Genomic DNA, 25,045 nt, shown 5'->3' with positions numbered 1-25,045 from the left:
GGACCGCACGGGACGCGCTCCCGGCGCGGCCCTTAGCTTTCGCCGCTCCCGGCGGCTCATCCAGCCAAGATGCGCGCTGCCGGCGCACTCTATGCCGGCACAACGTCAACACCATCGCCTGTGAGCAATGTAGCGTTTTGGGGTTCATCGCGGTATGTGATTACCGGGAAAAATAGCAGTATTTATTTTGGGCTGAAGTCTGCAGTATAACGGCTGATGGCTGATGGCTGATGGCTGATGGCTGAAAGCGTAATGCGTACTGTTAAAACTTAAAGCGTAAGGTTTAAGTTGCATGAATGATGAACGCCTTATTGCATGACCGCATGTCCAACTTTTCGTCGTGCCAGCTGCATTCCATACCTGTTGCATCCCATCACGGTCGATCCTAAGCCGACGCCAGTCCCATCCTAAGCAACAGCGCCGCTATCGCTTCATAACATGCAGTACGAACAGCGACATGTTGACCGGCATAAAGCGCGCTGACGGCGCCTGTGCCCCCGGCATGAGCCGCCGGGAGCGGCGAAAGGCCCGTTTGCGCCGGGAGCGCATAACGGGCCGGTGCATAACGGGGGCACAGGCGGCGGAAGGTATCGCGCAGCGACGCGCGACCTGCCGGGCGCGCGGAGGTCAAGGAGGCCGTCGCGGTACGGCCTCTTTGTCGCTTGCCGGCACCCGGCAAGACATATGAACACCTAACGCACGGCAAGCGAAACCCGCACCGCGGCAACATAAGCCCAGCGAAACCCGCACCGTGGCAACATAAGCCTCCCCGCAAGCGCCAGCGAAACTCTCACCATGGCAACATAAGCCTCCCCGCAAGCGCCGGCGAAACTCTCACCATGGCAACATACGCTTCCCCGCAAGCGCCAGCGAAGCCCTCACCATGGCGACCTAAACCGTGGCTACTAACGCGCCCGGCGGCCAAAGACCACGGCGGCAAACCCCAGCAGCAGCGTCAGCACCCACAACGGCCAGTCGCCAAAGCGTGCATAAGGCGTCAGTCCGGTTGTCGGCGTTACGCGCGCGCTTAACACGTCGCGGGTAAACTGCGGCAGCATCGCTTCGATGGCGCCATCGGCGCCGATCACCGCGGTAATACCGTTATTGGTACTGCGCAACAATGGCCGCCCCAGTTCCAGCGCGCGCATGCGCGCCATCTGGAAATGCTGCCAGGGGCCGATGGAATGACCGAACCACGCGTCATTGGAAATGGTCAGCAGGAAATCGGTATCCGGCCGAAAGTTATCCCGCACCTGCGAGCCGAGCACGATTTCATAACAAATGGCCGCAGTCAGCTTCATGCCGGCAACGCTCAGCTGCGGCTGGATATAATTGCCGCGGCTGAATGACGACATCGGCAGATTGAACAGCGGCGCCAGGGGACGCAGCAGGGTTTCCAGCGGCACAAATTCACCGAACGGCACCAGATGATGCTTGGCATAACGATTCGGGCTGGGGTAGCGGTAAGGCGTTTGCTCCCCCAGTACCAGGATACTGTTAAAATAATTATAGCCCGACGCTGTCCTGCGGGTGTCGATAATGCCGGTGACCAGGCTGGTGCGCTCTTCACGCAACAGCGCATCCAGCTCGGTCAGGAACGGCCCCTGGGCGGTTTCGTCATCCGGTATGGCCGATTCCGGCCAAATCACCATCTGCGCCTTGCCCAGGAACGGACGGGTATGGCTTAGGTACACGTCAAGCGTCGGCCGTACCTGGTCGGGTTCCCATTTCAGCGATTGGGCAATGTTACCTTGCACCATGGCCACAGCCACCGTCCTGGCATCCTGCGGGGCATACCAGTGCAGTCCGCGCAGCGGCCAGGGCAGCAACAGCACCGCCAGCGCGCAAATGCCGGCCAGGGGGGCGCGCAGCGCCACGGCGGCCACCGCCAGGCCGCTCGCGGCCATCAGGAAAAAGGTCATGGACTCGACGCCGAACAGCGGCGCCAGCCCCTTCAGGGGACCGTCGATTTGCGTATAGCCGAACTGCAGCCACGGCAGGCCGGTCATCACCCAGCCGCGCAGGAATTCCGTCACCTGCCACAGCACCGGGGCGCCAACCGCCAGCCGCCACAGCGAGGTGCGCGGCCAGATGCGCGCCAGCACGCCGCCAAACAGCATCGGATACAGCGCCAGGTACGCCGCCAGCAGGGCCACCAGGCCGATATTCACCGGGACGGGCAGCCCGCCGAACTGGTCGATACTGACATAAATCCAGCGCATGCCGGTGCCGAACAGCCCAAAGCCCCAGAAAAAACCGAGCCAGGCGGACTGCCGCACCGTGCGGTTAAGGGTCACCGCCAGCAACCCGGCCAGCGAGACTAACGCCGCCGGCCAAAAGTCATAAGGTGAAAACGCCAGGGTACCGCAGGCGCCGGTCAATAACGCCAGCAACGCACGTACCCACTGGCGCTCAAGTCGCAATGCGCTCGCCATGTAAGGTTTATTCTTCCATTATCGGTTGGGGTGAGTCGTCGGGGATTTTAACATGAACCTGGATGATACGCCGACTGTCGGCCATGGCGACCTTAAAAATATAACCATCTATTTCAATGGTTTCACCACGGGCCGGCAGATGGCCGAAGGCTTGCATCACCAGCCCGCCGATGGTGTCCACTTCTTCGTCGCTGAAGTGGGTGCCGAAGGTTTCGTTAAAATCCTCAATCGGCGTCAGCGCGCGGATGGTGAAGGTATGGCGGTTAAGCTGGCGGATATCCCGGTCTTCCTCGTCATCATATTCATCCTCGATTTCGCCGACGATCAGCTCCAGGATGTCTTCAATGGTGACCAGGCCGGAAACGCCGCCGAACTCGTCAATCACAATGGCCATATGGTAGCGCTGGGACCGGAACTCCTTCAGCATGCGATCGACGCGTTTACTTTCCGGCACCACCACGGCGGGGCGCAACACTTTATCCATACTGAACGGCTGCGAATCGCTGAGCATAAACGGCAGCAGATCCTTGGCCATCAGGATCCCCTCGATGTGATCCTTGTCTTCGCTTATCACCGGGAAACGGGAATGCGCGGATTCAATGATCACATCCAGGCACTCTTCCAGCGACTGGTTGTTTTTCAGGGTCACGATTTGGGAACGCGGGATCATGATATCGCGTACGCGCTGCTCGGCGATATCCATAACGCCTTCGAGCATATCGCGGGTATCGGGATCAATCAGCTCGTTTTGTTCGGAATCACGGATAAGCTCCAGTAAATCATTGCGATTTTTTGGCTCGCCGTGAAACAGCTGATTAAGGATAAGGGTAAAAAAGCCCTTTTTGGGACTGGGGCTGTCGTTGCTTTGCGAATGGTCGTCGCTCATGGCGTTTAGTTAATTTCACTCGTAGTGGATAAATGGATCGTATAAACCGGCCCCGCTCCGGGGCCGGCGTCGTTTATCAGTCGTCTTTTTCGTTCAGATAGGGATCGGGATAACCTAACGCCTGCATGATGTCGGCCTCCAGCGCCTCCATTTCCTCGGCTTCCTCATCCTGGATATGATCATACCCTAGCAGATGCAGACAGCCGTGGACAACCATATGCGCCCAGTGCGCCTCCAGCGGCACGTCCTGTTCGCCGGCTTCCCGTTCCACCACCTGGCGGCAGATGATCAGGTCGCCGAGCAGGGGAAGCTCCACCTGCGGCGGGGCTTCAAAGGGAAATGACAGTACATTGGTCGGCTTGTCCATGCCGCGGTAGGTCAGGTTCAGCTCGTGGCTTTCCGCGTCGTCCACCAGGCGGATGGTGACCTCGGCCTCGTCCTGGAACTGCGGCAGCACGCCTTCCAGCCAGCGCATAAAGGTTGCTTCATCGGGCAAACCGGCCGGATCGGCGCAGGCGACCTGTAAATCAAGGATGACGCCGCTCATTTGGCCGGCTCCTGGTTATCGCCGGCGGCCGGCGGGATATTCCCGTGGTAAGCGGCCTGCGCTTCACGCCGGCGCTGTTCGCCCAACGCGTCTTTACGCTTCTGATCGGCCGCTTCCCAGGCTTCATACGCCACCACGATGCGCGCCACCACGGGATGGCGCACCACGTCCTCGCTATGGAAGAAGTTGAAGCTGATTTCCTTTACGTCGGCCAGCACTTCGATGGCGTGCCGCAGGCCTGATTTCGCATTGCGCGGCAGGTCGATCTGGGTGATATCGCCGGTAATGACCGCTTTGGAATTAAAACCGATGCGCGTCAGGAACATCTTCATCTGCTCGATGGTGGTGTTCTGGCTTTCATCCAGGATGATAAAGGCGTCATTCAGGGTACGACCGCGCATATAGGCCAGCGGAGCGACTTCAATCACGTTGCGTTCAATCAGTTTCTCAACCCGCTCGAAGCCCAGCATTTCGAACAGCGCGTCATACAGCGGACGCAGGTACGGGTCGACCTTCTGGCTGAGATCGCCGGGCAGGAAACCGAGTTTTTCACCGGCCTCCACCGCCGGGCGGGTCAGCATGATGCGGCGTATTTCCTGGCGCTCCAGCGCATCCACCGCCGCGGCCACCGCCAGGTAGGTTTTACCCGTACCGGCCGGACCGACGCCAAAGGTAATATCATGATCGAGTATATGGGCGATATACTGCGCCTGGTTTGGCGTACGGGGTTTGATAACGCCCCGCTTGGTCTGGATATGCACCGCTTTGCCGAAGTCCGGCACGCTTTCGGCGGTTTGCTCCAGCACCCGGCTCTCTTTGATGGCCAGGTGGATTTTTTCCGGCTCGATATCGGCGACAACACCGCGCACCGGAGCCGTGTCCACGTACAGCGTCAGCAGGATATTGGCGGCGGCTTCCACGCACAGCGGTTTGCCGACCAGTTTGAAAACGTTGTCGCGACGATTGATTTCAATGCCCAACCGGCGCTCAAGTTGTTTGATATTGTCATCGAACGGCCCGCAGAGGCTCATTAAGCGCTTATTGTCCGCAGGCTCCAGCATGATTTCTTTAGTGTCGACGTTCAAACTTTTCCTCTGGGCCTTTCAGGCCATGTTAGGGAGTAGATTATGGCTGACCATGTTCATAAATGAAGGAAACCGTCACCAGCGTCAAGGACGCGGATCATTAAATTAATATTGGGGCACGATAAGTGAAAAGCAACCGGGGGAGAAAAGGCAGAACCGGGCGGCGGGGGAGGCCGCCCGTTAACGGGCAGGGAGGGTATCACGGCTGGAAGGTCCCGACGCCGAGTTCATTCTCTTTGCGGGTGCGCGCAATCACCGAGGCCGGGCTTTCGCTCACGCGCAGGCCCATTTGATCTTCGGTGCGCACGACCACGCCGCGCAGCGAGTTCGGATTGACATCGACGATCTCGACATCGACAAACTTGCCGATCATGTCCGGCGTGCCTTCAAAGTTCACCACGCGGTTATTTTCAGTACGGCCGGCCAACTCCATCACGCTTTTGCGCGAGGTGCCCTCCACCAGGATGCGCTGGACCGTGCCCATCATCTGGCGACTGAACTGCATCGCCTGCTGAATGATGCGTTGCTGCAGTATATGCAGCCGCTGCTTTTTCTCGTCTTCGCCGACATCGTCCACCATATCCGCCGCCGGCGTGCCGGGACGCGCGGAGTAGATAAAACTGTAGCTGGTATCGAAATTAACATCGGCGATAAGCTTCATGGTCTGCTCGAAGTCGGCCTGGGTTTCCCCGGGGAAACCGATGATAAAATCGGAACTCACCTGGATGCCGGGACGCGCTTTGTGCAGTTTGCGGATGATGGATTTATATTCCAGCGCCGTATGGGCGCGTTTCATCATGGTCAGGATGCGATCGGAACCGCTTTGCACCGGCAAATGCACAAAGCTGACCAGCTCCGGCGTGTCGCGGTAGACGTCGATGATATCGTCGGTGAATTCAATCGGGTGGCTGGTGGTGAAACGCACGCGATCGATGCCGTCGATGGCCGCCACCAGGCGCAGCAGTTCGGCAAAGGTGCAGATATCGCCCTCGAAGCTGGCGCCGCGGTAGGCGTTGACGTTCTGCCCCAGCAGGTTGACCTCGCGCACGCCCTGGGACGCCAGTTGGGCTATCTCGAACAGGATATCGTCGCAGGGACGGCTGACTTCCTCGCCGCGGGTATAGGGCACCACGCAAAACGAGCAGTACTTGTTGCAGCCTTCCATGATGGAGACAAACGCGGTGGGGCCCTCGGCGCGCGGTTCCGGCAGCCGGTCGAATTTTTCGATTTCGGGGAAGCTGATATCCACCACCGGGCTGCGCGTGCCGCGCACGTGGTTGATCATTTCCGGCAAGCGGTGCAGGGTCTGCGGCCCGAAGATAATATCGACATAATGGGCGCGCTCGCGGATATGCGCGCCTTCCTGGGAGGCCACGCAGCCGCCGACGCCGATGATCAAATCCGGATTGGCTTCTTTCAGCGCCCGCCAGCGGCCCAGTTGATGGAATACCTTCTCCTGCGCCTTTTCACGAATGGAACAGGTGTTGAGCAGCAACACGTCCGCTTCTTCGGCGTTATCCGTCAACTGGTAGCCGTGGGTGCTATCCAGCAAGTCGGCCATCTTCGATGAATCGTACTCGTTCATCTGACAGCCCCAGGTTTTGATATGCAGTTTTTTTGTCATCGGCTTGCCATTACTTGATGCATTATTTTAGGGTGCGAAAAAGCCCTTCGGCTCATGCAGGGCGCGTATTGTAATCCTTTGGCGTGGTTGTGACCAGAGGGCTGAGCCTTCGCTCCTCTTTCATAATGAAAAATTGCGGTACACTAAGCAAATGTTTAATCACAGACACAAGCATAGCCGAGATGAACACAAACGAAATAGCCTATGATGCGGTGGTGGCGGGGGGCGGCATGGTCGGCGCCCTGGCGGCGTTAATGCTGGCGCAGGGCGGTATACGGGTGCTGGTGCTGGACCATGCCCGGCTGGCGGAGCCCCGGCCGGATGCCCCGCCTGATTTGCGCGTTTCGGCTATCAGCTGCGCGTCGGCGGCGTTGTTGCGCCGCGTGGGCGCGTGGGACCGTATCGATTCCCATGTCCGCGTACCCTACCGCCGCCTGGAAACCTGGGAATGGGCGCAGTCCCAGGTCACCTTCGACGCCGCGGCGCTGCATTTGCCGGAACTCGGCTTTATGGTGGAAAACATCCGGCTGCAGCGGGCGCTGTGGCAGGCCTGCGCCGACTGCGGCAATCTGACGCTGCGCGCGCCGGCCGCCCTGGCGAAAATGCGTTATGACGGCGGCAACTGGCGCCTGACGCTTGATAACGGCGAAACGGTTGGCGCCCGGCTCCTGATCGGCGCCGACGGCGCCCGGTCCAACGTACGGCAATGGGCTGGCATCGGCACCGTCGGTTGGCAATATCGCCAGTCGTGTATGCTGATAACCGTCGCATGCCCGTACGGCCAGCAGGATGTCACCTGGCAGGAATTTACCCCCGACGGTCCCCGGGCGTTTTTACCGCTCTACGATAACTGGGCGTCGCTGGTGTGGTATGACAGCGCGGCGCGTATCCGCCAACTGCAGGCCCTGCCGCCGGCGGCCCTGGAGCGCGAGGTGCTGGCCGCCTTTCCCACCCGCCTGGGCGCGGTGAAGGTGCACGCCGCGGGCGCTTTTGCGCTGGTGCGCAGCCATGCCAGGGACTATGTCCGGCCGGGCCTGGCGCTGATCGGCGATGCGGCGCATACCATAAATCCGCTGGCGGGGCAGGGCGTAAACCTGGGCTTTCGCGACGCTGAAGCGCTGGCCGCGGTGGTGATTGGCGCGCGCGATCATGATGAACCCTGGGACGAGCTGCGCATCTTAAAGCGCTATCAGCATCGCCGTTACGGCGACAACCTGCTGATGCAAAGCGGCATGGATCTCTTCTATAGCGCCTTCAGCAACCGGCTGCCGCCGGTCCGGCTGGCGCGCAACCTCGGCCTGTTCCTGGCTCAGCGCGCCGGCCCGCTGAAAGTCCGGGCGCTGAAATATGCCCTGGGTCTCTGACTGGCGGTAGCGTCGGGCGTTGTCAGCAAAAAAATGAGCAATATATTGCTCATTTTTTTTCATTTAAGATTTTTTTGAGCAAAATAATTGCCATTTTAAAAACGTTAGCGCTAAAAGAGCAAAACATTGCTCATTGAAGGTGTCCATGAAATTGACTATTGAAATTTTTGTCGAAGGAAGATGGCAGGACGCCGCGTCTATCATATTTTCCGAACCTGACCAAGGACGCGCGAGTTTAACGTTACTCGGTTACGCGTTTGATTATGCGCTGGAATTCATGGAACGGGATGATGAGCATGCCTGTAGTAGCAATTTGCCTGCGGTACTCATGGAAAACTACCGATCAAGGCCTGCCGTCAACCCAACAAGATAGCGCTCGGTTGCGGTCAGGCGTTATTGCTCCCGTGGGAAATATGCGCATTAAGGAATCCTTAACCGATTTACCCGCGGTTAAACAAATTAATCAAATTCGGTTTACCGTACAGGATGTGGCCGAGCGGAATACTGATTTTTTAGAATACGCACAACAGATGGGCGCGGCGGGCGGTGGCGCCACTGGCGCTGGTGAGGAGGCGCCAAAACTATTATTACGTTGCTCCGCCAACAACGAAATCTGGATCGATACTTTTCAGGATGACGACCAAAATCCAGATCAATATCAGCCGTCGTACTCTATCCGATATCGAACGAGACCAGGGCAGCCAGTCGTTGTCGATATTAAACCGGGTATTTAAGCCGCTTGGCCTTAAGATAGGCTTATTGCCGCGCAGTCAGCATTTGATGCGCGCGCTGCTGCCAGGCGGACCAAAGGACGCTTAGGCGATCTTATCCGGCGGGCTTTTCATGCCGGACGGCACAGAAAACACCGCCTGCGCCTGCGCTTAAGCGATAATAGAGGCGTGGACAATCAGCCGGGATGGCGCTTTCCCCTGCATGTCCCGCTAAGCGCAGGTGGGCGTTACATCGCCAGGATTTTCTCTTTTTGCACGCTGAATTCCTGATCGCTTAAAATGCCGCGTTCTTTCAGCGCCGCCAGTTTTTCCAACTGGGTGATCACGTCATATTGCGCACGGGTGCCCGCCGCCTGCCGCATCTGCGGCTGCTGGCTGAGCGTTTCCCGTGCGATATTCACCATATTGGTAAACGGGGTGACCGCACCTTTCATCACATTCTCGATGGTATAGTTTTGACCTGTGGTGCTCAGGGTAATGCTGCCGGTCATCATCTTGGTGCGCCCGCTTACGGAAACCACGCTCGCCAGATCGACGAAAACCTGCTTCAGACCGTAAACCATGCCTTTATCCAGGAAAATAATCCGGTAGTTGGTCAGGGTAATCAGCCAGGTATTGCCGCCCATCAGGCCCGTTGCCACCGCCAGCGGTTTTTCATCGTCGGCCAGGATCGCCGGAAGATGGTAAAACTCTTTTTTGGTGCCGAAGGGCATATCGCCCACCAGCTTGGCCAGGCGCTTATATTCTATTTTCAACTCTTCAATACTTGCTGTTTTAAAGTTAATCATCATTGAGTCCCAATGAATAATGGTCAATTTATCATTTGATCGTGCTTGAATTTACCTTATGTAGCGCACCACCAAAGACGAGAACAGCTCCCTGAAACCTGCTTAATTAAACGACTAGCTCGGGCAACGATCTTTTTGTGAAAGGCCACATGCCGTTTCCCGCGCGAAATCGTCGGTGATTGTGCCCTTAACAATATGGCCGATACCATGATCTGGGATTACTTGCGCCGCGTTTAGTTGCAAAATAATTAGGATAATCCTGATTTTTTTGCTAACGCGCGGCGACGGGCTGATACCCTTTGCAAGGATGATCTGAAAGGAAGGGCAGAAGACACGCATAAAAAAAGCGGGGCGATGTCTTTCGACAATCGCCCCGCTTTTCGCTGCTTGCGCAGTCTTTGTATGGCTGGGGTACCAGGATTCGAACCTGGGGTGGCGGAATCAGAATCCGCTGCCTTACCGCTTGGCGATACCCCAAAAATGTGGTGGCTACGACGGGAATCGAACCTGTGACCCCAGCATTATGAGTGCTGTGCTCTAACCAGCTGAGCTACGTAGCCGAATTATACTTAAAAATTCGGGACTTACAATACTTTTTAAAAACTTTTTCAACTTTTTTTTGGCTGGGATACCAGGATTCGAACCTGGGGGTGGCGGGATCAAAACCCGCTGCCTTACCGCTTGGCTATATCCCAATCATCCAAACGTTTTTGCAACTTTTCCCGCTTGCAACCTCGCCCGGGCGAGGTTAATGGCTGGGGTACCAGGATTCGAACCTGGGAGTGGCGGGATCAAAACCCGCTGCCTTACCGCTTGGCTATACCCCATCCGCTGCGTAACCGAAATCATGGTGCGGGAGGCGAGACTTGAACTCGCACACCTTGCGGCGCCAGAACCTAAATCTGGTGCGTCTACCAATTTCGCCACTCCCGCAAAGTATGGTGGCTACGACGGGATTCGAACCTGTGACCCCAGCATTATGAGTGCTGTGCTCTAACCAGCTGAGCTACGTAGCCATCTTTCCGCGTGACCTTCATTCGGCGTTGCGGGGCGCATTATGCGTAGTTGCAGAAATCCAGTCAACACCTTTTTTCGGTAATCAGGCTTTGCGCATGCTGTTTGTCTGGCTTATGAGCAACCTGATGATAAAAACCGCATAAGGCCTGATTTTCCTATTCAAACAAATAAAAACCGGGCCGTAAAGGCCCGGTGAGTTTGATAATAACCCTAAGCTCAAAGCAGACATGTTAAAGGGCGCGCGGCCCATGGCGCGCCAGGCCCGCCAACGCTGAACTCAACCCGGACGAGTTCAAGGGAGAGCGTGCCAATGGGGTCGAATCGGGCGTGGTGTTCCCGCCCGACCGAGGCCCCATGGCATGCCAGGCCCGCCAACGCTGAACTCAACCCGGACGTGTTCAAGGGAGAACGTGCCAATGGGGTCGAATCGGGCGTGGTTTTCCCGCCCGACCGAGTGCCTCATGGCATGCCAGGCCCGCCAACGCTGAACTCAACCCGGACGTGTTCAAGGGAGAGCGTGCCAATGGGGTCGAATCGGGCGTGGTTTTCCCGCCCGACCTAGCGCCCCATGGTGCGCTAGGCCCGCCAACACCGGACCTAACGCAGCCGTGTTCAAGGGAGAGCGTGCCAATGGGGTCGAATCGGGCGTGGTGTTCCCGCCCGACCGAGCGCCCCATGGTGCGCTAGGCCCGCCAACACCGGACCTAACGCAGCCGTGTTCAAGGGAGAGCGTGCCAATGGGGTCGAATCGGGCGTGGTGTTCCCGCCCGACCGAGCGCCCCATGGCATGCCAGGCCCGCCAACGCTGAACTCAACCCAGACGAGTTCACGGGAGAGCGTGCCAATGGGGTCGAATCGGGCGTGGTGTTCACGCCCTACCGAGTGCCTCATGGCATGCCAGGCCCGCCAACACCGGACCTAACGCAGACATGTTAAAGGGAGAGCGTGCCGATAGCTTTAGTACGCGGACTGATGCACACCCACCGCCCGTCCCGACGGATCGTCCATATTTTTAAACGACTCATCCCATTCGATGGCCTTCGCCGAGGAACAGGCCACCGACGGACCTCCCGGCACACACTCCGCCGCGCTTGGCAACGGGAACAGCTCCGCGAAGATTTCCCGGTAAAAATAAGCCTCTTTAGACGTCGGCGTATTGTACGGGAAACGGAAATGCGCGTTAGCCAATTGCTGATCGGTAATCTGCTTGCCGGCCATTTCCTTCAGCGTGTCGATCCAGCTATAGCCCACACCGTCGGAAAACTGCTCTTTCTGCCGCCAGGCAATGCTTTCCGGCAGGTAGGACGCAAAACATTCGCGCAGTACATGCTTTTCAATTTTGCCGTGTCCGCACATTTTATCCTGCGGGTTAATACGCATCGCCACGTCAAGGAAGTTTTTATCCAGGAACGGCACGCGCGCCTCCACGCCCCAGGCGGACATCGCCTTATTGGCGCGCGCGCAGTCATACATATGCAGCGCCTGCAGCTTGCGCACCAGCTCTTCATGAAACTCTTTGGCGTTCGGCGCCTTATGGAAATAGAGATAACCGCCGAAAACCTCGTCGGCTCCCTCGCCAGACAGCACCATCTTGATGCCCATCGCCTTAATTTTCCTCGACATCAGGTACATCGGCGTCGAGGCGCGGATGGTGGTGACATCATAGGTCTCGATATGGTAAATCACGTCGCGGATGGCATCCAGGCCTTCCTGCACGGTGAAATGCACTTCATGATGCACGGTACCCAGATGGGTAGCCACTTCCTTGGCGGCGCGCAGATCGGGCGAGCCTTCCAGGCCGACGGCAAAAGAGTGCAGCTGCGGCCACCAGGCCTCGCTGCGCGCGCCGTCTTCCACCCGCCGGGCGGCATACTTCTTGGTGATGGCGGAAATAACCGATGAATCCAGCCCGCCGGATAACAGCACGCCGTAAGGCACATCCGACATCAAATGACTTTTGACCGACTCTTCCAGCGCGTCGCGCAGCGCCGCTTTATCGGTAGTGTTGTCCTTCACGTTGTCATAAGAGAACCAATCGCGGGTGTAATATTCGCGGATTTCTCCGTCCTGGCTCCACAGATAACTTCCCGGGGGAAATTCCTTAATGCTCAGGCATACCGGCACCAGCGCCTTCATTTCCGACGCCACATACAGCGTGCCGTTTTCATCATGCCCCATATATAGCGGGATAATGCCCATATGGTCGCGGCCGATCAGGTAGGCGTCTTTCTCGGTATCATACAAAATGAAGGCGAACATACCGCGCAGATCGTCGAGGAAGGCCGGTCCTTTTTCCTGGTACAGGGCCAGGATCACTTCGCAGTCGGAACCGGTCTGGAACGCATAGCGGTCCCCCAGCTCCTGGCGCAGCGCCTGATGGTTATAAATTTCGCCATTCACCGCCAGCACATGGGTATGCGCGGCGTTATATAAGGGTTGCGCGCCGGTATTGACGTCGACGATGGACAGGCGTTCATGGGCCAGGATGGCCTGGTCGCTGGCAAACACTCCCGACCAGTCGGGACCGCGATGACGCATCAGACGCGACATTTCCAGCGAGGTTTTACGCAGTTCGCTCGGATCCGATTGCAAATCCAGTACACCAAAAATAGAACACATTCTCTTTTCCTTAGGCCGGTCTCGGGGCTAATGCTTTGCTGTTGACATCGATTTAGCACTAAAATGACACCATTATTCAAGATCAATCAATGAAAAAAGCCATGCTGCTGGTGATAATTCATTTTTAAGCGGCTAATTATCAATAATCATCAATAAAAGAAGGAAAAACACCGGCAAATTTGACCGATCGTAAATGCAATAAAACCCGATGACCCGGCAATCAGCTGTTTTCCAGCAGGCGCTGGAGCAATACGCCGTTAAGCATCGCGCGCTTGACCAGCGCAAAGGCGCCGATGGCGGAGCCGTGATCCAGCGCGGAAATCACCACCGGCAGATTTTGGCGAAAACCGTTCAGTACCTGATTATCGATACAGCGCTGCACCGCCGGCAGCAACACCTTATGGGCTTCGGTAATCTCACCGGCCAGCACCACTTTTTGCGGATTGAACAGGTTAATGGCGATGGCCACCGCTTTGCCCAGGTGATGACCCACCTGCTCGATAACCTCGCAGGCCAGCGTATCGCCGCGATTGGCGGCTTTGCAAATGGCGCCGATCTGGCAATTATCCAGCGTCAGCCTGCTGGGGTAGCCCTGGTCGAGCAGGTGGCGCACCCGCTTTTCAATGGCGCCGTTGGCGGCGATGGTTTCCAGGCAGCCGAAATTGCCGCAATGGCAGCGCTCGCCCAGCGGGTCGACCTGGATATGGCCGATTTCCCCCACGTTACCGTTGCTGCCGAGAAAAATCTGGCCGTTGACCAGGATCCCGGCGCCGGTGCCGCGGTGCAAACGAACCAAAATGGAATCCGCGCAGTCCTGTGTTGCACCAAAATAGTGCTCCGCCAGCGCCAGACTGCGAATATCGTGGCCGACAAAAGCGGTAAGATGAAAGCGTTTTTGCAAATTTTCCACCAGCGGCCAGGCGCTCACGCTGATATGCGGCATATAACGCACCACCCCGGAATACGGATCCACCAGGCCCGGCAGGATCACCGAAATGGCGATGAGCTCCCGGGATTTACGCTGGATCTGCTCCAGGAAACGCGCTATGGCGCTGAACAGCGCCGCTTCCAGCGCCTGCTGCGTGGTTTCCGGCAGCGGGGTGAATTCTTCGTACAGTGATTTGCCGGTCAGATCGTAGAGGGTGATGGTGGTGTCATGGCGACCGAGACGCACGCCAATCGCCTGGAAGGCGCGGGTTTCGGCGACGATGGAGATGGCGCGCCGGCCGCCGGTGGAAGCCTGCTGGTCCACCTCGCGGATCAGTCCCCGCTCCAGCAGCTGACGGGTGATTTTGGTGATGCTGGCCGGCGCCAGCTGGCTTTGTTCGGCAATCTGGATGCGCGAAATCGGCCCCGACATATCGATCAGGCGGTACACCGCAGCGCTGTTGAGCTGTTTGACCAGGTCAACGTTTCCTATCGGGGCGTGTCCGCCTGGGGTCATCGGTTTATTACTCGCTCATCAGAGAACTTCGTCGCCATTAACGATAGTCCTGGTTATCCGGTAATCGCGGGTGAACGCCGTCAGGTTAGCCACCTTGCCTGCCTGCAAGGTACCCAACTGCGCCGCCACGCCCAGGGCCTGGGCCGGGTAAAGGGTCGCCATGCGCAATGCTTCATCCAGCGCGATACCGGCGAATTCCACGCTGTTGCGCACCGCTTCAATCATCGTCAGCGCCGAACCGCTCAGGGTGCCGTTTTCATCCAGACACAGGCCGTCCCGGTAGTATATTGTTTTACCGGCAAAAATGAACCGATCAATCTGGTTATCGGCGCCGGCGGGCGCGGTGGCGTCGGTGACCAGCACCAGTTTATCGCCCTTGATGCGTTTGGTGTTGCGAATATTGGCGTAGTTGACGTGCAGTCCGTCGGCGATGATGCCGCAATAGAGCGACGGCGTGTCGTAAATTGCGCCGATAAGCCCGGGCTCGCGTCCGGTAAGGGGCGGCATGGCGTTGAACAGATGGGTGGCGAAGCCGATGCCGGCGGCAAAACCCGCTTTCGCCTCATCATAGGTGGCGTTGGAATGACCGGCCGACACCATGATGCCCGCCTGGCTTAGCCGGCGGATAATCCCGGCGTCGACCTGTTCCGGCGCCAGGGTCAACTGGGCGATGACATCGGCGTTGGCGCACAGGTAATCCACCATTTCCGGCGAGGGCTTGCGCATCAGCGCCGGATCGTGCGTGCCTTTTTTTATCGGATTCAGGTAAGGCCCTTCCAGGTGCAGGCCCAATGCCTGGTGCTTATGCTGCGCCAGGAATGCGCGCATCACCTCGACGGCGCGGCGCATAAACGCATCGGTGCTGGTAATCAGGGTGGGCAAAAAGCTGGTGCAGCCCGATTTGACATTGGCGCGCTGCATGATTTCCAGCGTTTCCACCGTCAGGGCGTCCAGGGAATCATTGAACTGCACGCCGCCGCAGCCGTTAAGCTGCAGGTCGATAAATCCCGGGGCCAGGATGGCGCCGTCGAGATCGCGCCGCTCAATATCCGCCGGCAGCGAATCCAGCGGGCAGACCGCGTCGATTGCCCCGTCATTGATGATTACCGCGTGATGTTCAAGGACTTGGAGACCGGTAAAGATCCGGCCGTTGGTAAATGCGTACATCGTTCGCTCCCGGTTATCAATCAGCTGTTTTTCAGGCTCAGGGTACTGGCGGCTTCCAGTTCGCGGAAATATTTTACCGTCTTCACTTTCAGCTCCATGGTGGAGGGTTCGTCGCACACCATCACCGCTTTAGCATGAAGCTGCAGGCAACTTATTGTCCACATATGATTCACGTTGCCTTCCACCGCCGCCTGCAGCGCCAGCGCCTTGTTGTGGCCGATGACCAGGATCATCACTTCTTCGGCGTCCAGCAGCGTGCCGACGCCGACGGTCAGGGCAAAACGCGGCACCTGCTCGATATCATTGTCAAAGAAACGGGAATTGGCCCGGCGGGTTTCCAGCGTCAGGGTCTTGACGCGGGTGCGCGACGCCAGGGAGGAGGCGGGTTCGTTAAAGGCGATATGCCCGTCATTGCCGACGCCGCCCATAAACAGATGGATCTTGCCGTACGACTTGATTTTTTCTTCATAGCGGCGACATTCCGCGTCGATATCATCGGCGTTGCCGTTGAGCAGATTGATGTTTTCCCGCGGAATATTCACGTGATCGAAGAAATTGCGATGCATAAAGGTGTAATAGCTTTCCGGATGGGCGGCGGGCAGGCCGACGTACTCATCCATGTTAAACGTCACCACGTGCTCGAAGCTGACCTGGCCCGCTTTATGCATCTGAATAAGATATTTGTAGGCTTCCAACGGCGTGCTGCCGGTGGGCAGTCCGAGAATAAAAGGGCGTGCGGCGGTGGGTTTGAAGGCATTGATGCGCTCGACGATATGACGAGCGGCCCATTTGCCGACGTCGGCGGCGGTTTCTAACGGAATAAGTCTCATGACTGACCTCTTTAATAGATAAAAACGGGTGTCCGCAGCGGTGTTAACAGTATAACGTTAGCGCGCAGGCATTACATAGCGGGAGCCAGGGCGCTCTGACCGCACGGCAAAAGTATAAGCTGATTATTCGCGATGCAAAATAAGTTTGACATATTTAGTAGAATAAGTCACAAATCTTACCGGTTCAAGGTGATTCTAATCACATAATACCGGTAATTAATTTGCGTTGAAAATTAAACTTTCTACACTGCGTATGAGCAGCTTCGTCAGGCGCGGTTTTCGCAGGCAAGGGTTAGACAGCCTACATTGTGGGTTGATCGATAAGGTCAAAAGGGGAATCAAGGTGAATATACTCAGTTATCTTCAAAAAATAGGCCGCGCGTTGATGGTGCCGGTGGCAACGTTGCCCGCCGCCGCCATCCTGATGGGCGTCGGTTACTGGATCGACCCGGTGGGCTGGGGCGGCGGCAGCGCCTGGGCGGCCTTCTTTATCAAGGCCGGATCGGCGATTATAGAAAATATGTCGGTGCTGTTCGCCGTCGGCGTGGCCTACGGCATGTCCAAGGACAAAGACGGCGCGGCGGCCTTATCCGGCCTGGTCGGCTTTCTGGTGGTCACCACGCTGTGCGCGCCGGCTTCCGTGTCGATGATCCAGCATATTCCCCTGGCCGATGTGCCCGCGGCCTTCGGTAAAATCAATAACCAGTTTGTCGGCATCCTGGTGGGGATTATCTCCGCCGAGCTGTACAACCGCTTCAGCCATGTCGAGCTGACCAAGGCGCTGTCGTTCTTCAGCGGACGGCGGCTGGTGCCGATCCTGGTGTCCTTCGTCATGATCCTGGTGGCCTTTATCCTGATGTACGTTTGGCCGCTGGTGTTTAACGCCCTGGTATCGTTCGGCGAGCATATCCAGCAGCTCGGTTCGGTGGGTGCCGGTATCTACGCCTTCTTTAACCGGCTGTTAATCCCGGTGGGATTACACCACGCGCTGAACTCGGTGTTCTGGTTCGACGTGGCCGGCATCAACGACATTCCCAAATTTTTCGGCGGCCAGCAGTCCATTGACGCGGGCACCGCCATCGTCGGTATTACCGGGCGTTACCAGGCCGGGTTCTTCCCGATCATGATGTTCGGCCTGCCGGGCGCCGCCCTGGCCATTTATCAATGCGCCCGTCCGGAAAACAAAAGCAAGGTGGCCGGGATCATGATTGCCGGCGCGTTTGCCGCCTTTTTTACCGGGATCACCGAACCGCTGGAATTTTCCTTTATGTTCGTGGCGCCGGTACTGTATTTCCTGCATGCCCTGTTAACCGGGCTGTCGGTATTCATCGCCGCGCAAATGCATTGGATGGCGGGGTTCGGTTTCAGCGCCGGCCTGGTGGATATGGTGCTTTCCTCGCGCAATCCGCTGGCGGTCCATTGGTATATGCTGATCCCGCAGGGACTGGTGTTCTTTGTTATTTACTACCTGGTGTTCCGTTTTACCATCAAACGCTTCAACCTGCTGACTCCTGGGCGTGAACTGGCGGTCGCCGGCGACGAAAGCGACGGCTATAACGTCGACGTCGAACCGGCCATGGCCACCACCAAGTCCGGTGAAACCCAGGCGCTGGCCCGCCGTTACATCAGCGCGGTGGGCGGCTCGGAAAACCTGACCGGCATTGACGCCTGTATCACTCGTCTGCGGCTGAACGTGAAGGATTCGTCGCTGGTCAACGATTCCCTGGCAAAAAATCTCGGCGCCCAGGGCGTTATCCGTCTTAATAAGGAAAGCGTGCAGGTGATTGTCGGCACCCGAGCCGAAATTATCGCCGGCGCCATGCGTACCGTGCTGGCCGAAGGGCCGGTCGCGGCGTCGCGCTCCGTTTCCCAACCCGCGGCGGCGCAGCCGGCCGCGGTGGTTCATGAGCCGGTGGCGCGCCCGGTGGTGGTTAGCCTGACGTCGCCGATAACCGGTGATATCGTACCCTTGGATCAGGTGCCGGACGAAGCCTTCGCCAGCAAAGCGGTGGGCGACGGCGTCGCCATCCGCCCGACCGGGAAACTGGTGCTGTCGCCGGCTAACGGCACCCTGGTCAAGGTCTTCGGCACCCATCACGCGTTCTGCCTGGAAACCGACGCCGGCGCCGAAGTGATTGTGCATATCGGCATTGATACCGTCGGACTGCAGGGACAGGGTTTTACGTCCCTGGTGGAAGAGGGCAGCAAGGTCACCCAGGGGCAGCCGATACTGGAGCTGGATCTGGACTATCTCAATGCCAATGCCCGCTCGATGATAAGCCCGGTGGTGATAAGCAATATGGATGAGTTTGGCGCCATTACCGCTATCGCCAGCGGCGCGGTGGTCGCAGGCGTAACACCGCTGCTGGATGTTACCGCCAAATAAGGCCGCCCTCGTTACCCGGCTCCGGTGCGGTTCGCGCGCCGGAGTCCGTTTCTCCCCGACACGGCGTTTTTCCCCCGATTCTGTTCCCGGTTATCCTCCGGCGCAGTTGCGCCTATGCTAATATAGCCTCCCGGTTACCCAGCCTGTCCGTCAGGGCGACAGGACGGCCGCGGCACCGCGCCCGGCGCCATAAGAATTTCTGCAACTAACGGTTGTGTCGGGACGTGGCTTGTTGGAACATAAGCATAATGAATGTCGTGCGTTCGCGTAGAGGAAATGCAATATGAGTGAGGCAGAAGCCCGCCCAACTAATTTTATTCGTCAAATAATTGACGAAGATTTGGCAACCGGTAAGCACCATTCGGTGCATACCCGTTTTCCGCCGGAGCCTAACGGCTATCTGCATATCGGCCATGCCAAGGCCATTTGCCTGAATTTCGGCATCGCCCAGGATTACCAGGGCCAATGCAATCTGCGCTTCGACGATACCAACCCGGTGAAAGAAGATATAGAATTCGTCGATTCAATCAAAGAAGACGTGCAGTGGCTTGGTTTTAAATGGAGCGGCAATATCCATTACTCCTCCGATTATTTCGATCAGCTGCATGCCTATGCCATCGAGCTTATCAATAAAGGGTTGGCTTATGTGGATGAGCTTTCACCCGACGCCATTCGCGAATACCGCGGCAACCTCACCACGCCCGGCCGGAACAGTCCGTTTCGCGATCGCTCGGTCGAGGACAACCTGGCGCTGTTTACCATTATGCGCAACGGCGGTTTCCCCGAGGGCAGCGCCTGCCTGCGGGCTAAAATCGATATGGCCTCGCCGTTTATGGTGATGCGCGATCCGGTGCTGTACCGCATTAAATTTGCCGAGCACCACCAGACCGGTTCGAAGTGGTGCATCTATCCGATGTATGACTTCACCCACTGTATTTCCGACGCCCTCGAAGGCATCACCCATTCGCTGTGTACCCTGGAGTTCCAGGATAACCGCCGTTTATATGACTGGGTGCTGGACAATATCACTATCGACTGCCATCCCCGTCAGTATGAATTTTCGCGCCTCAATCTTGAATACGCCATTATGTCCAAGCGCAAGCTGACCCAACTGGTGGCGGAGAATATTGTCGAGGGCTGGGACGACCCGCGCATGCCGACCATCTCCGGCCTGCGGCGCCGTGGTTATACCGCCGCGTCCATTCGTGAATTCTGCCGGCGCATCGGCGTCACCAAACAGGAAAACAACGTGGAAATCGCCGCGCTGGAAGCCTGTATCCGTGAAGATCTCAATGAAACCGCGCCGCGCGCCATGGCGGTGATCGATCCGGTAAAACTGGTGATAGAAAACCTGCCGGCCGGGCACGAGGAAACCGTGACCATGCCGACGCATCCCAATAAACCCGAGATGGGCGAGCGCCAGGTGGCTTTTAGCCGCGAGATTTATATCGATCGGGCGGATTTTCGCGAGGAAGCCAACAAACAGTACAAGCGCCTGGTGTTGGGCAAGGAAGTGCGCCTGCGCAACGCCTATGTGATCAAGGCGGAGCGTATCGACAAGGATGAGCAGGGCGAGATCAGCGTCATTTACTGCACCTATGATCCGGAGACCCTGAGCAAGGACCCGGCGGATGGGCGCAAGGTGAAAGGGGTGATTCATTGGGTCTCGGCGACCCACGGTGTCCCCGCCGAGTTTCGTTTATACGATCGCCTGTTCAGCGACCCTAACCCCGCCTCGGCGGATGATTTCCTCGCGACGCTGAACCCGGAGTCGCTGGTCATCAAACAAGGCTTTGTGGAGGCCAGCGCGCTTGAGGCGCTGCCGGGCAAGCCCTACCAGTTTGAACGCGAAGGGTATTTCTGCGCCGACAGCCGCTATTTCAGCGTGGAAAAACCGGTGTTTAACCGCACCGTAGGCCTGCGCGATACCTGGACCAAAACCGCCGTTTGACGCCGCGCCGGCGCCGCGGTATCGACCGCGGCGCTGCGTGCGACGCGTAGCCTAACCGGCGGCGCACGCCGCCTGCGCGACCCGCAGTCCCAGCCTGGCGGCGCCGATGGCGCCGTTAAACGCCGACGAGGACGCTTTGGCAAAAATGATTTCCTCATAGGGCAACGGCTTGCGAATAAAGTCGCCGGCCCTGGCAATCAGCCGATCGTAGGGGAAATCCACCATATCCATCACGCCGCCCCCCAGCAGGATATGATCGGGATCAAACAGGTTTACGCCGGTGGCAATCGCCTTGGCCGCCGTGTCGATAAAGCCGGTAATATAGCTATCGCCATGGGCGCAGGTGAAAATATCGGACAGCGCGTAGTCATGCGCCGCGCCGTGATACCATCGCGCCAGCGCCACGCCTGAACAGGCGGTTTCCAGGCAGCCTGTATTACCGCAGCCGCAGCGCGCGCCGTCATCGCCCAGGGGAATGTGCCCCAGTTCGCCGGCCACGCCATGCGCGCCGACATAAGGCGCGCCGTTGAGCCAAATGGCAAACCCGAACCCGGTGCCAAGATAACATCCCAGCACCAGCTTATCCCCCAGGCGCTGCTCGCTCACGTCATAAAACAGCTGCAGGTTTACGTCACGCTCAAAGGCCACCGGGCATTGCAGGCGCCGCTCCAGTTCTGCCGCCAGATCCACAAATTCGCGGGTGGCGCAGGGCAGGTTGGGCGTGGACATGATGGTTTTCCTGTCCCGGGCTATGGACGCGGGAAAGCCAATCATCACTGCGGCGACCCCGGCGCCGCGCTGGACGAGAAAGCGGCCGATAAAAGCCGACAATCCTTCCGCCAGGCCGCTTTCCACTACCGGCAGAGTGCTCTCTTTCGCCGTGACCAGTACCTGGCCATCGGGCGATAACAAACAGATGCGGATATGGGTGGCGCCCATATCCACGCCGACTATCACCAACCGCCTGTTTTTCATCTTAGCTGGCCTCTTTCCGCGCGTCCTGGATTTGGTCGGTCATCATTTTCCACGCCTGGTGGATATCCGGCGCATTATTAAACAGGCCGGAAGAACCGACGATAAAGACATCCGCGCCCGCCGCGATCAGCGAACGGTAGGTGCGCTGGTTGCATGAACCGTCAATTTCAATTTCATACCGCAAACCGTGGCTCTCGCGGTATGCCTTGAGCTGGCCTATTTTTTCCAGCATTTCGGTGATAAACGGCTGGCCGGCAAAACCGGGATCGACGGTCATGACGGTAATTTTGTCCGCCAGATGGATATAATATTTCATCATCTCCACCGACGATTCAGGATTGAGTATCAATCCCACGCCCAATCCCAGGGACCTGATCTTCTCAATAAGCCGAAAGGCCTGGCCGGACAAGGTTTCCGGATGAAGGGTAATCATGCCGGCGCCCGCCTTCGCCAGGCTGTCGATATAATCTTCCGGATGGGTGACCATTAAATGGCAATCCAGGGGCTTACTGGCGAGGCGCTTGACCTGCTCGACAAAAAACGGCGACAGCGTCAGATTGGGCACAAAATGCCCGTCCATGATATCGATATGGATATAATCCGCATGACGATCGATAAATTCAATTTGCTCTTTAAACTTTAATAAATCCATGCACATTAAAGAAGGGGATATCTTCATATCGGTTACCTATTTACTGATAAGTCGATCTAAAGCCACGGCGGCGATAATCAATCCCCCCATGACAACTAATTGGTAATACGTTTGCACCTGAAGAATATTAAGGCCATTGTTAATCGTGCCAATAATTAAACCACCAATTACCACCGAGAATATTCGTCCCTTGCCGCCAAAAAAACTGGTGCCGCCGATAATGGCGCTGGCGATGGCATAGGTCTCAAAGCCAATGCCGGCCAAAGGCTCGGCCGCGCCCAAGCGCGCGGTGGATACCACGCCGGCGAGCCCGGCGCAGATGCCGGAAATAATAAACACTACCAGCATATGGAATTTAACGTCGATACCGGAAAAAAATGCCGAATTTTTGTTGCCGCCCAGGGCGTAAATATTTCTGCCAAGCCGGGTGCGCGCGGTAATAAACCACAGGATAACCGCAATGATCAAAGCAAAAATCACCGGTACCGGAATACCCAGCACGCTGCCGGCAAAGAAGTTAACAAAGCCGAATGAGAAGCCGTACACCGAGTTGGCATCGGAAATGACCAGGGTGATGCCGCGAAAAATAGCGTTGGTGCCGAGGGTAATAATAAAGGGATGCAGGCCGGTCCAGTTAACCAGGCAACCGTTGATGGCGCCCAATAGCCCGCCGACCACCACCCCGCCAATCAGCGCGGCGGAGACCGGGTCAAGACCCGCCAGCATCAGCTTGGCGGTCACCATGCCCGACAAGGCCAGGATAGCCCCCACCGACAGGTCGATGCCCGCCACCAGGATGGCGAAAAACTCGCCCATGCCGATCAAGACCGTTACCGAACTCTGTACCAGGATCTGGGTAATATTGTTGGTTTTCAGAAAATATTCACTGGATATAGAGCCGAATATGGCAACAATAATCGCCAGGATAAAAAACGTGCCGTACTGATCCCAGAATTTTTGGAAGTTAAAGGTGGCCTTCTCCATTTTTATTTCCCTCAGCTTTGTGGCAGAGCCCACGTCATAATATCTTCTTCCCCGATACTCTCATTATTGTCAAGAATATGGGCTAATGTCCCTTCGCAAAATATTGCGATACGGTCGCATACGGTAATGATTTCCGGCAGTTCGGATGACACCATCAATATGGTTTTTCCCGTGGCGGCCAATGTGCGCATCACCTTATAAATTTCCGCCTTGGCCCCGACATCAATGCCGCGGGTAGGTTCGTCAAAAATAATAACCTCCGGCTCGCAGCAGAGCCATTTTGATATCAATACCTTTTGTTGGTTGCCGCCGGATAACTCAGTGATATTTTGGTCCACCGAACTGCATTTCAGCGATAGCAGCCGCCGCTGCGTTTCCGCCAGCTGCCTTTCCTTATCCGGATTAAATAATCCCAGAGCACCTTTATAGCCGCCATCCTTAAGGCTTTTGCTGATGGCGATATTCTGCGCAATGGAAAAATTATCAAAAAAGCCGTTTTCACGCCGGCTTTCGGTGATATATCCCATGCCCTTCTTCAGGGCGTCCAGCGGCGAAGAGGGCGTGATATCGACGTTATGCAGCATCACCTTGCCGCTGCTTTTCGGTTCCACGCCGAAGATGCAGTTCATGAATTCGGTGCGTCCCGACCCCACCAGTCCGGCAAAGCCCATGATTTCGCCCTTTTTTACCTGGAAGGAGACGTGCTTGACCCGGCGTTTATCCCGGCTGGTGATATTCTCCACCGCAAAGATGATATCGGCGTCCCCCGTGTCGCCGCCAACCTTCTCCTTAAGGGAGCGAAAGCGGTTTTGCAGCTCGCGTCCGACCATCAGCCGGACAATATCATCGTTGGTCACCTGTCCCATCTGCCCGGACGCGACGCTGCTGCCGTCCTTTAGCACCGTATAGCGGTTGCAGATGCGGCGTATTTCGTTAAGCTTATGCGAAATATAGACAATCGCCGTGCCGTCCTGGCGCAGCTGGTTCATGATCAGGAACAGGTAATCCACTTCGTTATAGGTCAGGGAAGAGGTCGGCTCGTCCATGATGATCACCCTGGCGTCCAGCATCAGGGTCTTGGCGATTTCCAGCATTTGCTTTTGGCTGATGGACAGGTTGCCGACCTTCTCGTCAAGCCGTATTTTCAGCCCCACGCGCAGCAGCATAATAGCCGCTTTGGTACGCATGTCGTGCCAGTCCACCACGTTTACGCCGAACACTTTTTTTACCGGCAGACGACCGATAAATAAATTCTCCAACACGGTTAATTCATCGATAACGCTTAATTCCTGGTAAATTATTCCAATGCCCAATCTGGCAGCGACTTTATGATCAAGCTTCGCGTACTCAACATTATTAATTATTATTTTCCCCGCAGTCGGTTCGTAAATACCGGAAAGTATTTTCATCAAGGTTGATTTGCCGGCGCCGTTTTCACCTAATAAAGCATGTATCTCATTAGGGTATATTTCCAGGTCAACTGATTGCAACGCCTGGACGGGACCAAAGGATTTGGCGATCCCCTCCATTTTAATATATGGAGTGCTCATATTACTCTCC

General features: G+C 57.0%; 18 protein-coding genes and 6 tRNA genes. 4 read left to right on the top strand and 20 right to left on the bottom strand.

Features of this window, described 5'->3' with window-relative positions; genetic code table 11:
- Positions 1-905: 905 nt before the first annotated feature.
- The 5 genes from lnt to miaB form a co-directional block, all read right to left on the bottom strand.
- Positions 906-2,435 carry an apolipoprotein N-acyltransferase gene (gene lnt, locus ACL2XG_RS09490; protein ID WP_413722294.1) on the bottom strand — a complete coding sequence of 510 codons (1,530 nt, stop codon included), beginning with the start codon at positions 2,433-2,435 and terminating at the stop codon, positions 906-908.
- A 7-nt stretch (positions 2,436-2,442) separates the two neighbouring features.
- On the bottom strand, positions 2,443-3,321 hold the full coding sequence (corC, locus tag ACL2XG_RS09485; protein ID WP_410016087.1) for a CNNM family magnesium/cobalt transport protein CorC: 879 nt from the start codon (positions 3,319-3,321) through the stop codon (positions 2,443-2,445).
- A gap of 76 nt (positions 3,322-3,397) precedes the next feature.
- Positions 3,398-3,868: an rRNA maturation RNase YbeY gene (gene ybeY / locus ACL2XG_RS09480; RefSeq protein WP_410016086.1), complete on the bottom strand. Its 471-nt coding sequence runs from the start codon at positions 3,866-3,868 to the stop codon at positions 3,398-3,400.
- Complete coding sequence (locus tag ACL2XG_RS09475; RefSeq protein ID WP_413722295.1) at positions 3,865-4,953, bottom strand: PhoH family protein; 1,089 nt, start codon at positions 4,951-4,953, stop codon at positions 3,865-3,867. Before ACL2XG_RS09475 ends, ybeY begins: the two co-directional genes overlap by 4 nt.
- Positions 4,954-5,152: 199 nt before the next feature.
- Complete coding sequence (gene miaB / locus ACL2XG_RS09470; protein WP_410016084.1) at positions 5,153-6,577, bottom strand: tRNA (N6-isopentenyl adenosine(37)-C2)-methylthiotransferase MiaB; 1,425 nt, start codon at positions 6,575-6,577, stop codon at positions 5,153-5,155.
- Between the two features lie 182 nt (positions 6,578-6,759).
- Here miaB and ubiF point away from each other — a divergent pair, with 182 nt between their 5' ends.
- Positions 6,760-7,941 (top strand): 3-demethoxyubiquinol 3-hydroxylase, encoded by a 1,182-nt coding sequence (gene ubiF, locus ACL2XG_RS09465; RefSeq protein ID WP_410016083.1) that lies wholly within the window; start codon positions 6,760-6,762, stop codon positions 7,939-7,941.
- A 296-nt stretch (positions 7,942-8,237) separates the two neighbouring features.
- Positions 8,238-8,675, top strand: a complete 438-nt coding sequence (locus ACL2XG_RS09460; RefSeq protein ID WP_413722296.1) for a hypothetical protein — start codon at positions 8,238-8,240, stop codon at positions 8,673-8,675.
- A 224-nt stretch (positions 8,676-8,899) separates the two neighbouring features.
- On the opposite strand, the gene ACL2XG_RS09455 is transcribed toward ACL2XG_RS09460, so the two are convergent.
- The 11 genes from ACL2XG_RS09455 to nagB form a co-directional block, all read right to left on the bottom strand.
- The gene (locus ACL2XG_RS09455) at positions 8,900-9,463 is read right to left on the bottom strand and encodes a PH domain-containing protein (protein WP_410016080.1); all 564 of its coding nucleotides are present in this window, start codon (positions 9,461-9,463) and stop codon (positions 8,900-8,902) included.
- A 400-nt stretch (positions 9,464-9,863) separates the two neighbouring features.
- Positions 9,864-9,937, bottom strand: a tRNA-Gln gene (locus ACL2XG_RS09450).
- Between the two features lie 6 nt (positions 9,938-9,943).
- A tRNA-Met gene (locus tag ACL2XG_RS09445) sits at positions 9,944-10,020 on the bottom strand.
- A gap of 60 nt (positions 10,021-10,080) precedes the next feature.
- Positions 10,081-10,155 (bottom strand) — tRNA-Gln (locus ACL2XG_RS09440).
- Positions 10,156-10,212: 57 nt separating this feature from the next.
- A tRNA-Gln gene (locus tag ACL2XG_RS09435) sits at positions 10,213-10,287 on the bottom strand.
- A 21-nt stretch (positions 10,288-10,308) separates the two neighbouring features.
- Positions 10,309-10,393, bottom strand: a tRNA-Leu gene (locus tag ACL2XG_RS09430).
- 6 nt (positions 10,394-10,399) lie between these two features.
- Positions 10,400-10,476: transfer RNA gene (locus ACL2XG_RS09425), tRNA-Met, on the bottom strand.
- Positions 10,477-11,434: 958 nt separating this feature from the next.
- A complete protein-coding gene (gene asnB, locus ACL2XG_RS09420; RefSeq protein ID WP_413722297.1) occupies positions 11,435-13,096 on the bottom strand; it encodes an asparagine synthase B in 1,662 nt (553 codons plus the stop codon).
- A gap of 220 nt (positions 13,097-13,316) precedes the next feature.
- Entirely contained in the window at positions 13,317-14,540 is a 1,224-nt protein-coding gene (gene nagC / locus ACL2XG_RS09415; RefSeq protein WP_410016078.1) for a DNA-binding transcriptional regulator NagC, read from the bottom strand.
- A gap of 18 nt (positions 14,541-14,558) precedes the next feature.
- Positions 14,559-15,707: an N-acetylglucosamine-6-phosphate deacetylase gene (gene nagA / locus ACL2XG_RS09410; protein WP_413722298.1), complete on the bottom strand. Its 1,149-nt coding sequence runs from the start codon at positions 15,705-15,707 to the stop codon at positions 14,559-14,561.
- A gap of 20 nt (positions 15,708-15,727) precedes the next feature.
- Positions 15,728-16,537 carry a glucosamine-6-phosphate deaminase gene (gene nagB, locus ACL2XG_RS09405; protein ID WP_413722299.1) on the bottom strand — a complete coding sequence of 270 codons (810 nt, stop codon included), beginning with the start codon at positions 16,535-16,537 and terminating at the stop codon, positions 15,728-15,730.
- A 343-nt stretch (positions 16,538-16,880) separates the two neighbouring features.
- On the opposite strand from nagB, the gene nagE reads away from it, so the two are divergent.
- Entirely contained in the window at positions 16,881-18,923 is a 2,043-nt protein-coding gene (gene nagE, locus ACL2XG_RS09400; RefSeq protein ID WP_413722300.1) for an N-acetylglucosamine-specific PTS transporter subunit IIBC, read from the top strand.
- 283 nt (positions 18,924-19,206) lie between these two features.
- A complete protein-coding gene (glnS, locus tag ACL2XG_RS09395) occupies positions 19,207-20,874 on the top strand; it encodes a glutamine--tRNA ligase (RefSeq protein WP_410016074.1) in 1,668 nt (555 codons plus the stop codon).
- Positions 20,875-20,925: 51 nt separating this feature from the next.
- Here the strand turns inward: glnS and alsK are convergent, their stop codons facing one another.
- From alsK to alsA, 4 genes are read right to left on the bottom strand one after another with little or no spacing between them, the layout of a single operon-like run.
- On the bottom strand, positions 20,926-21,849 hold the full coding sequence (gene alsK / locus ACL2XG_RS09390; protein ID WP_413722301.1) for an allose kinase: 924 nt from the start codon (positions 21,847-21,849) through the stop codon (positions 20,926-20,928).
- Between the two features lies 1 nt (position 21,850).
- Complete coding sequence (alsE, locus tag ACL2XG_RS09385; RefSeq protein ID WP_410016072.1) at positions 21,851-22,528, bottom strand: D-allulose 6-phosphate 3-epimerase; 678 nt, start codon at positions 22,526-22,528, stop codon at positions 21,851-21,853.
- A 9-nt stretch (positions 22,529-22,537) separates the two neighbouring features.
- The gene (alsC, locus tag ACL2XG_RS09380) at positions 22,538-23,485 is read right to left on the bottom strand and encodes a D-allose ABC transporter permease (protein ID WP_410016071.1); all 948 of its coding nucleotides are present in this window, start codon (positions 23,483-23,485) and stop codon (positions 22,538-22,540) included.
- Positions 23,486-23,496: 11 nt separating this feature from the next.
- Positions 23,497-25,035 carry a D-allose ABC transporter ATP-binding protein AlsA gene (gene alsA, locus ACL2XG_RS09375; RefSeq protein ID WP_413722302.1) on the bottom strand — a complete coding sequence of 513 codons (1,539 nt, stop codon included), beginning with the start codon at positions 25,033-25,035 and terminating at the stop codon, positions 23,497-23,499.
- Positions 25,036-25,045 lie beyond the last annotated feature (10 nt).

Source organism: Sodalis sp. RH24, from assembly GCF_047324145.1.
GTDB lineage: Bacteria > Pseudomonadota > Gammaproteobacteria > Enterobacterales > Enterobacteriaceae > Acerihabitans.
This window is presented reverse-complemented; position numbering and strand designations above follow the sequence as displayed.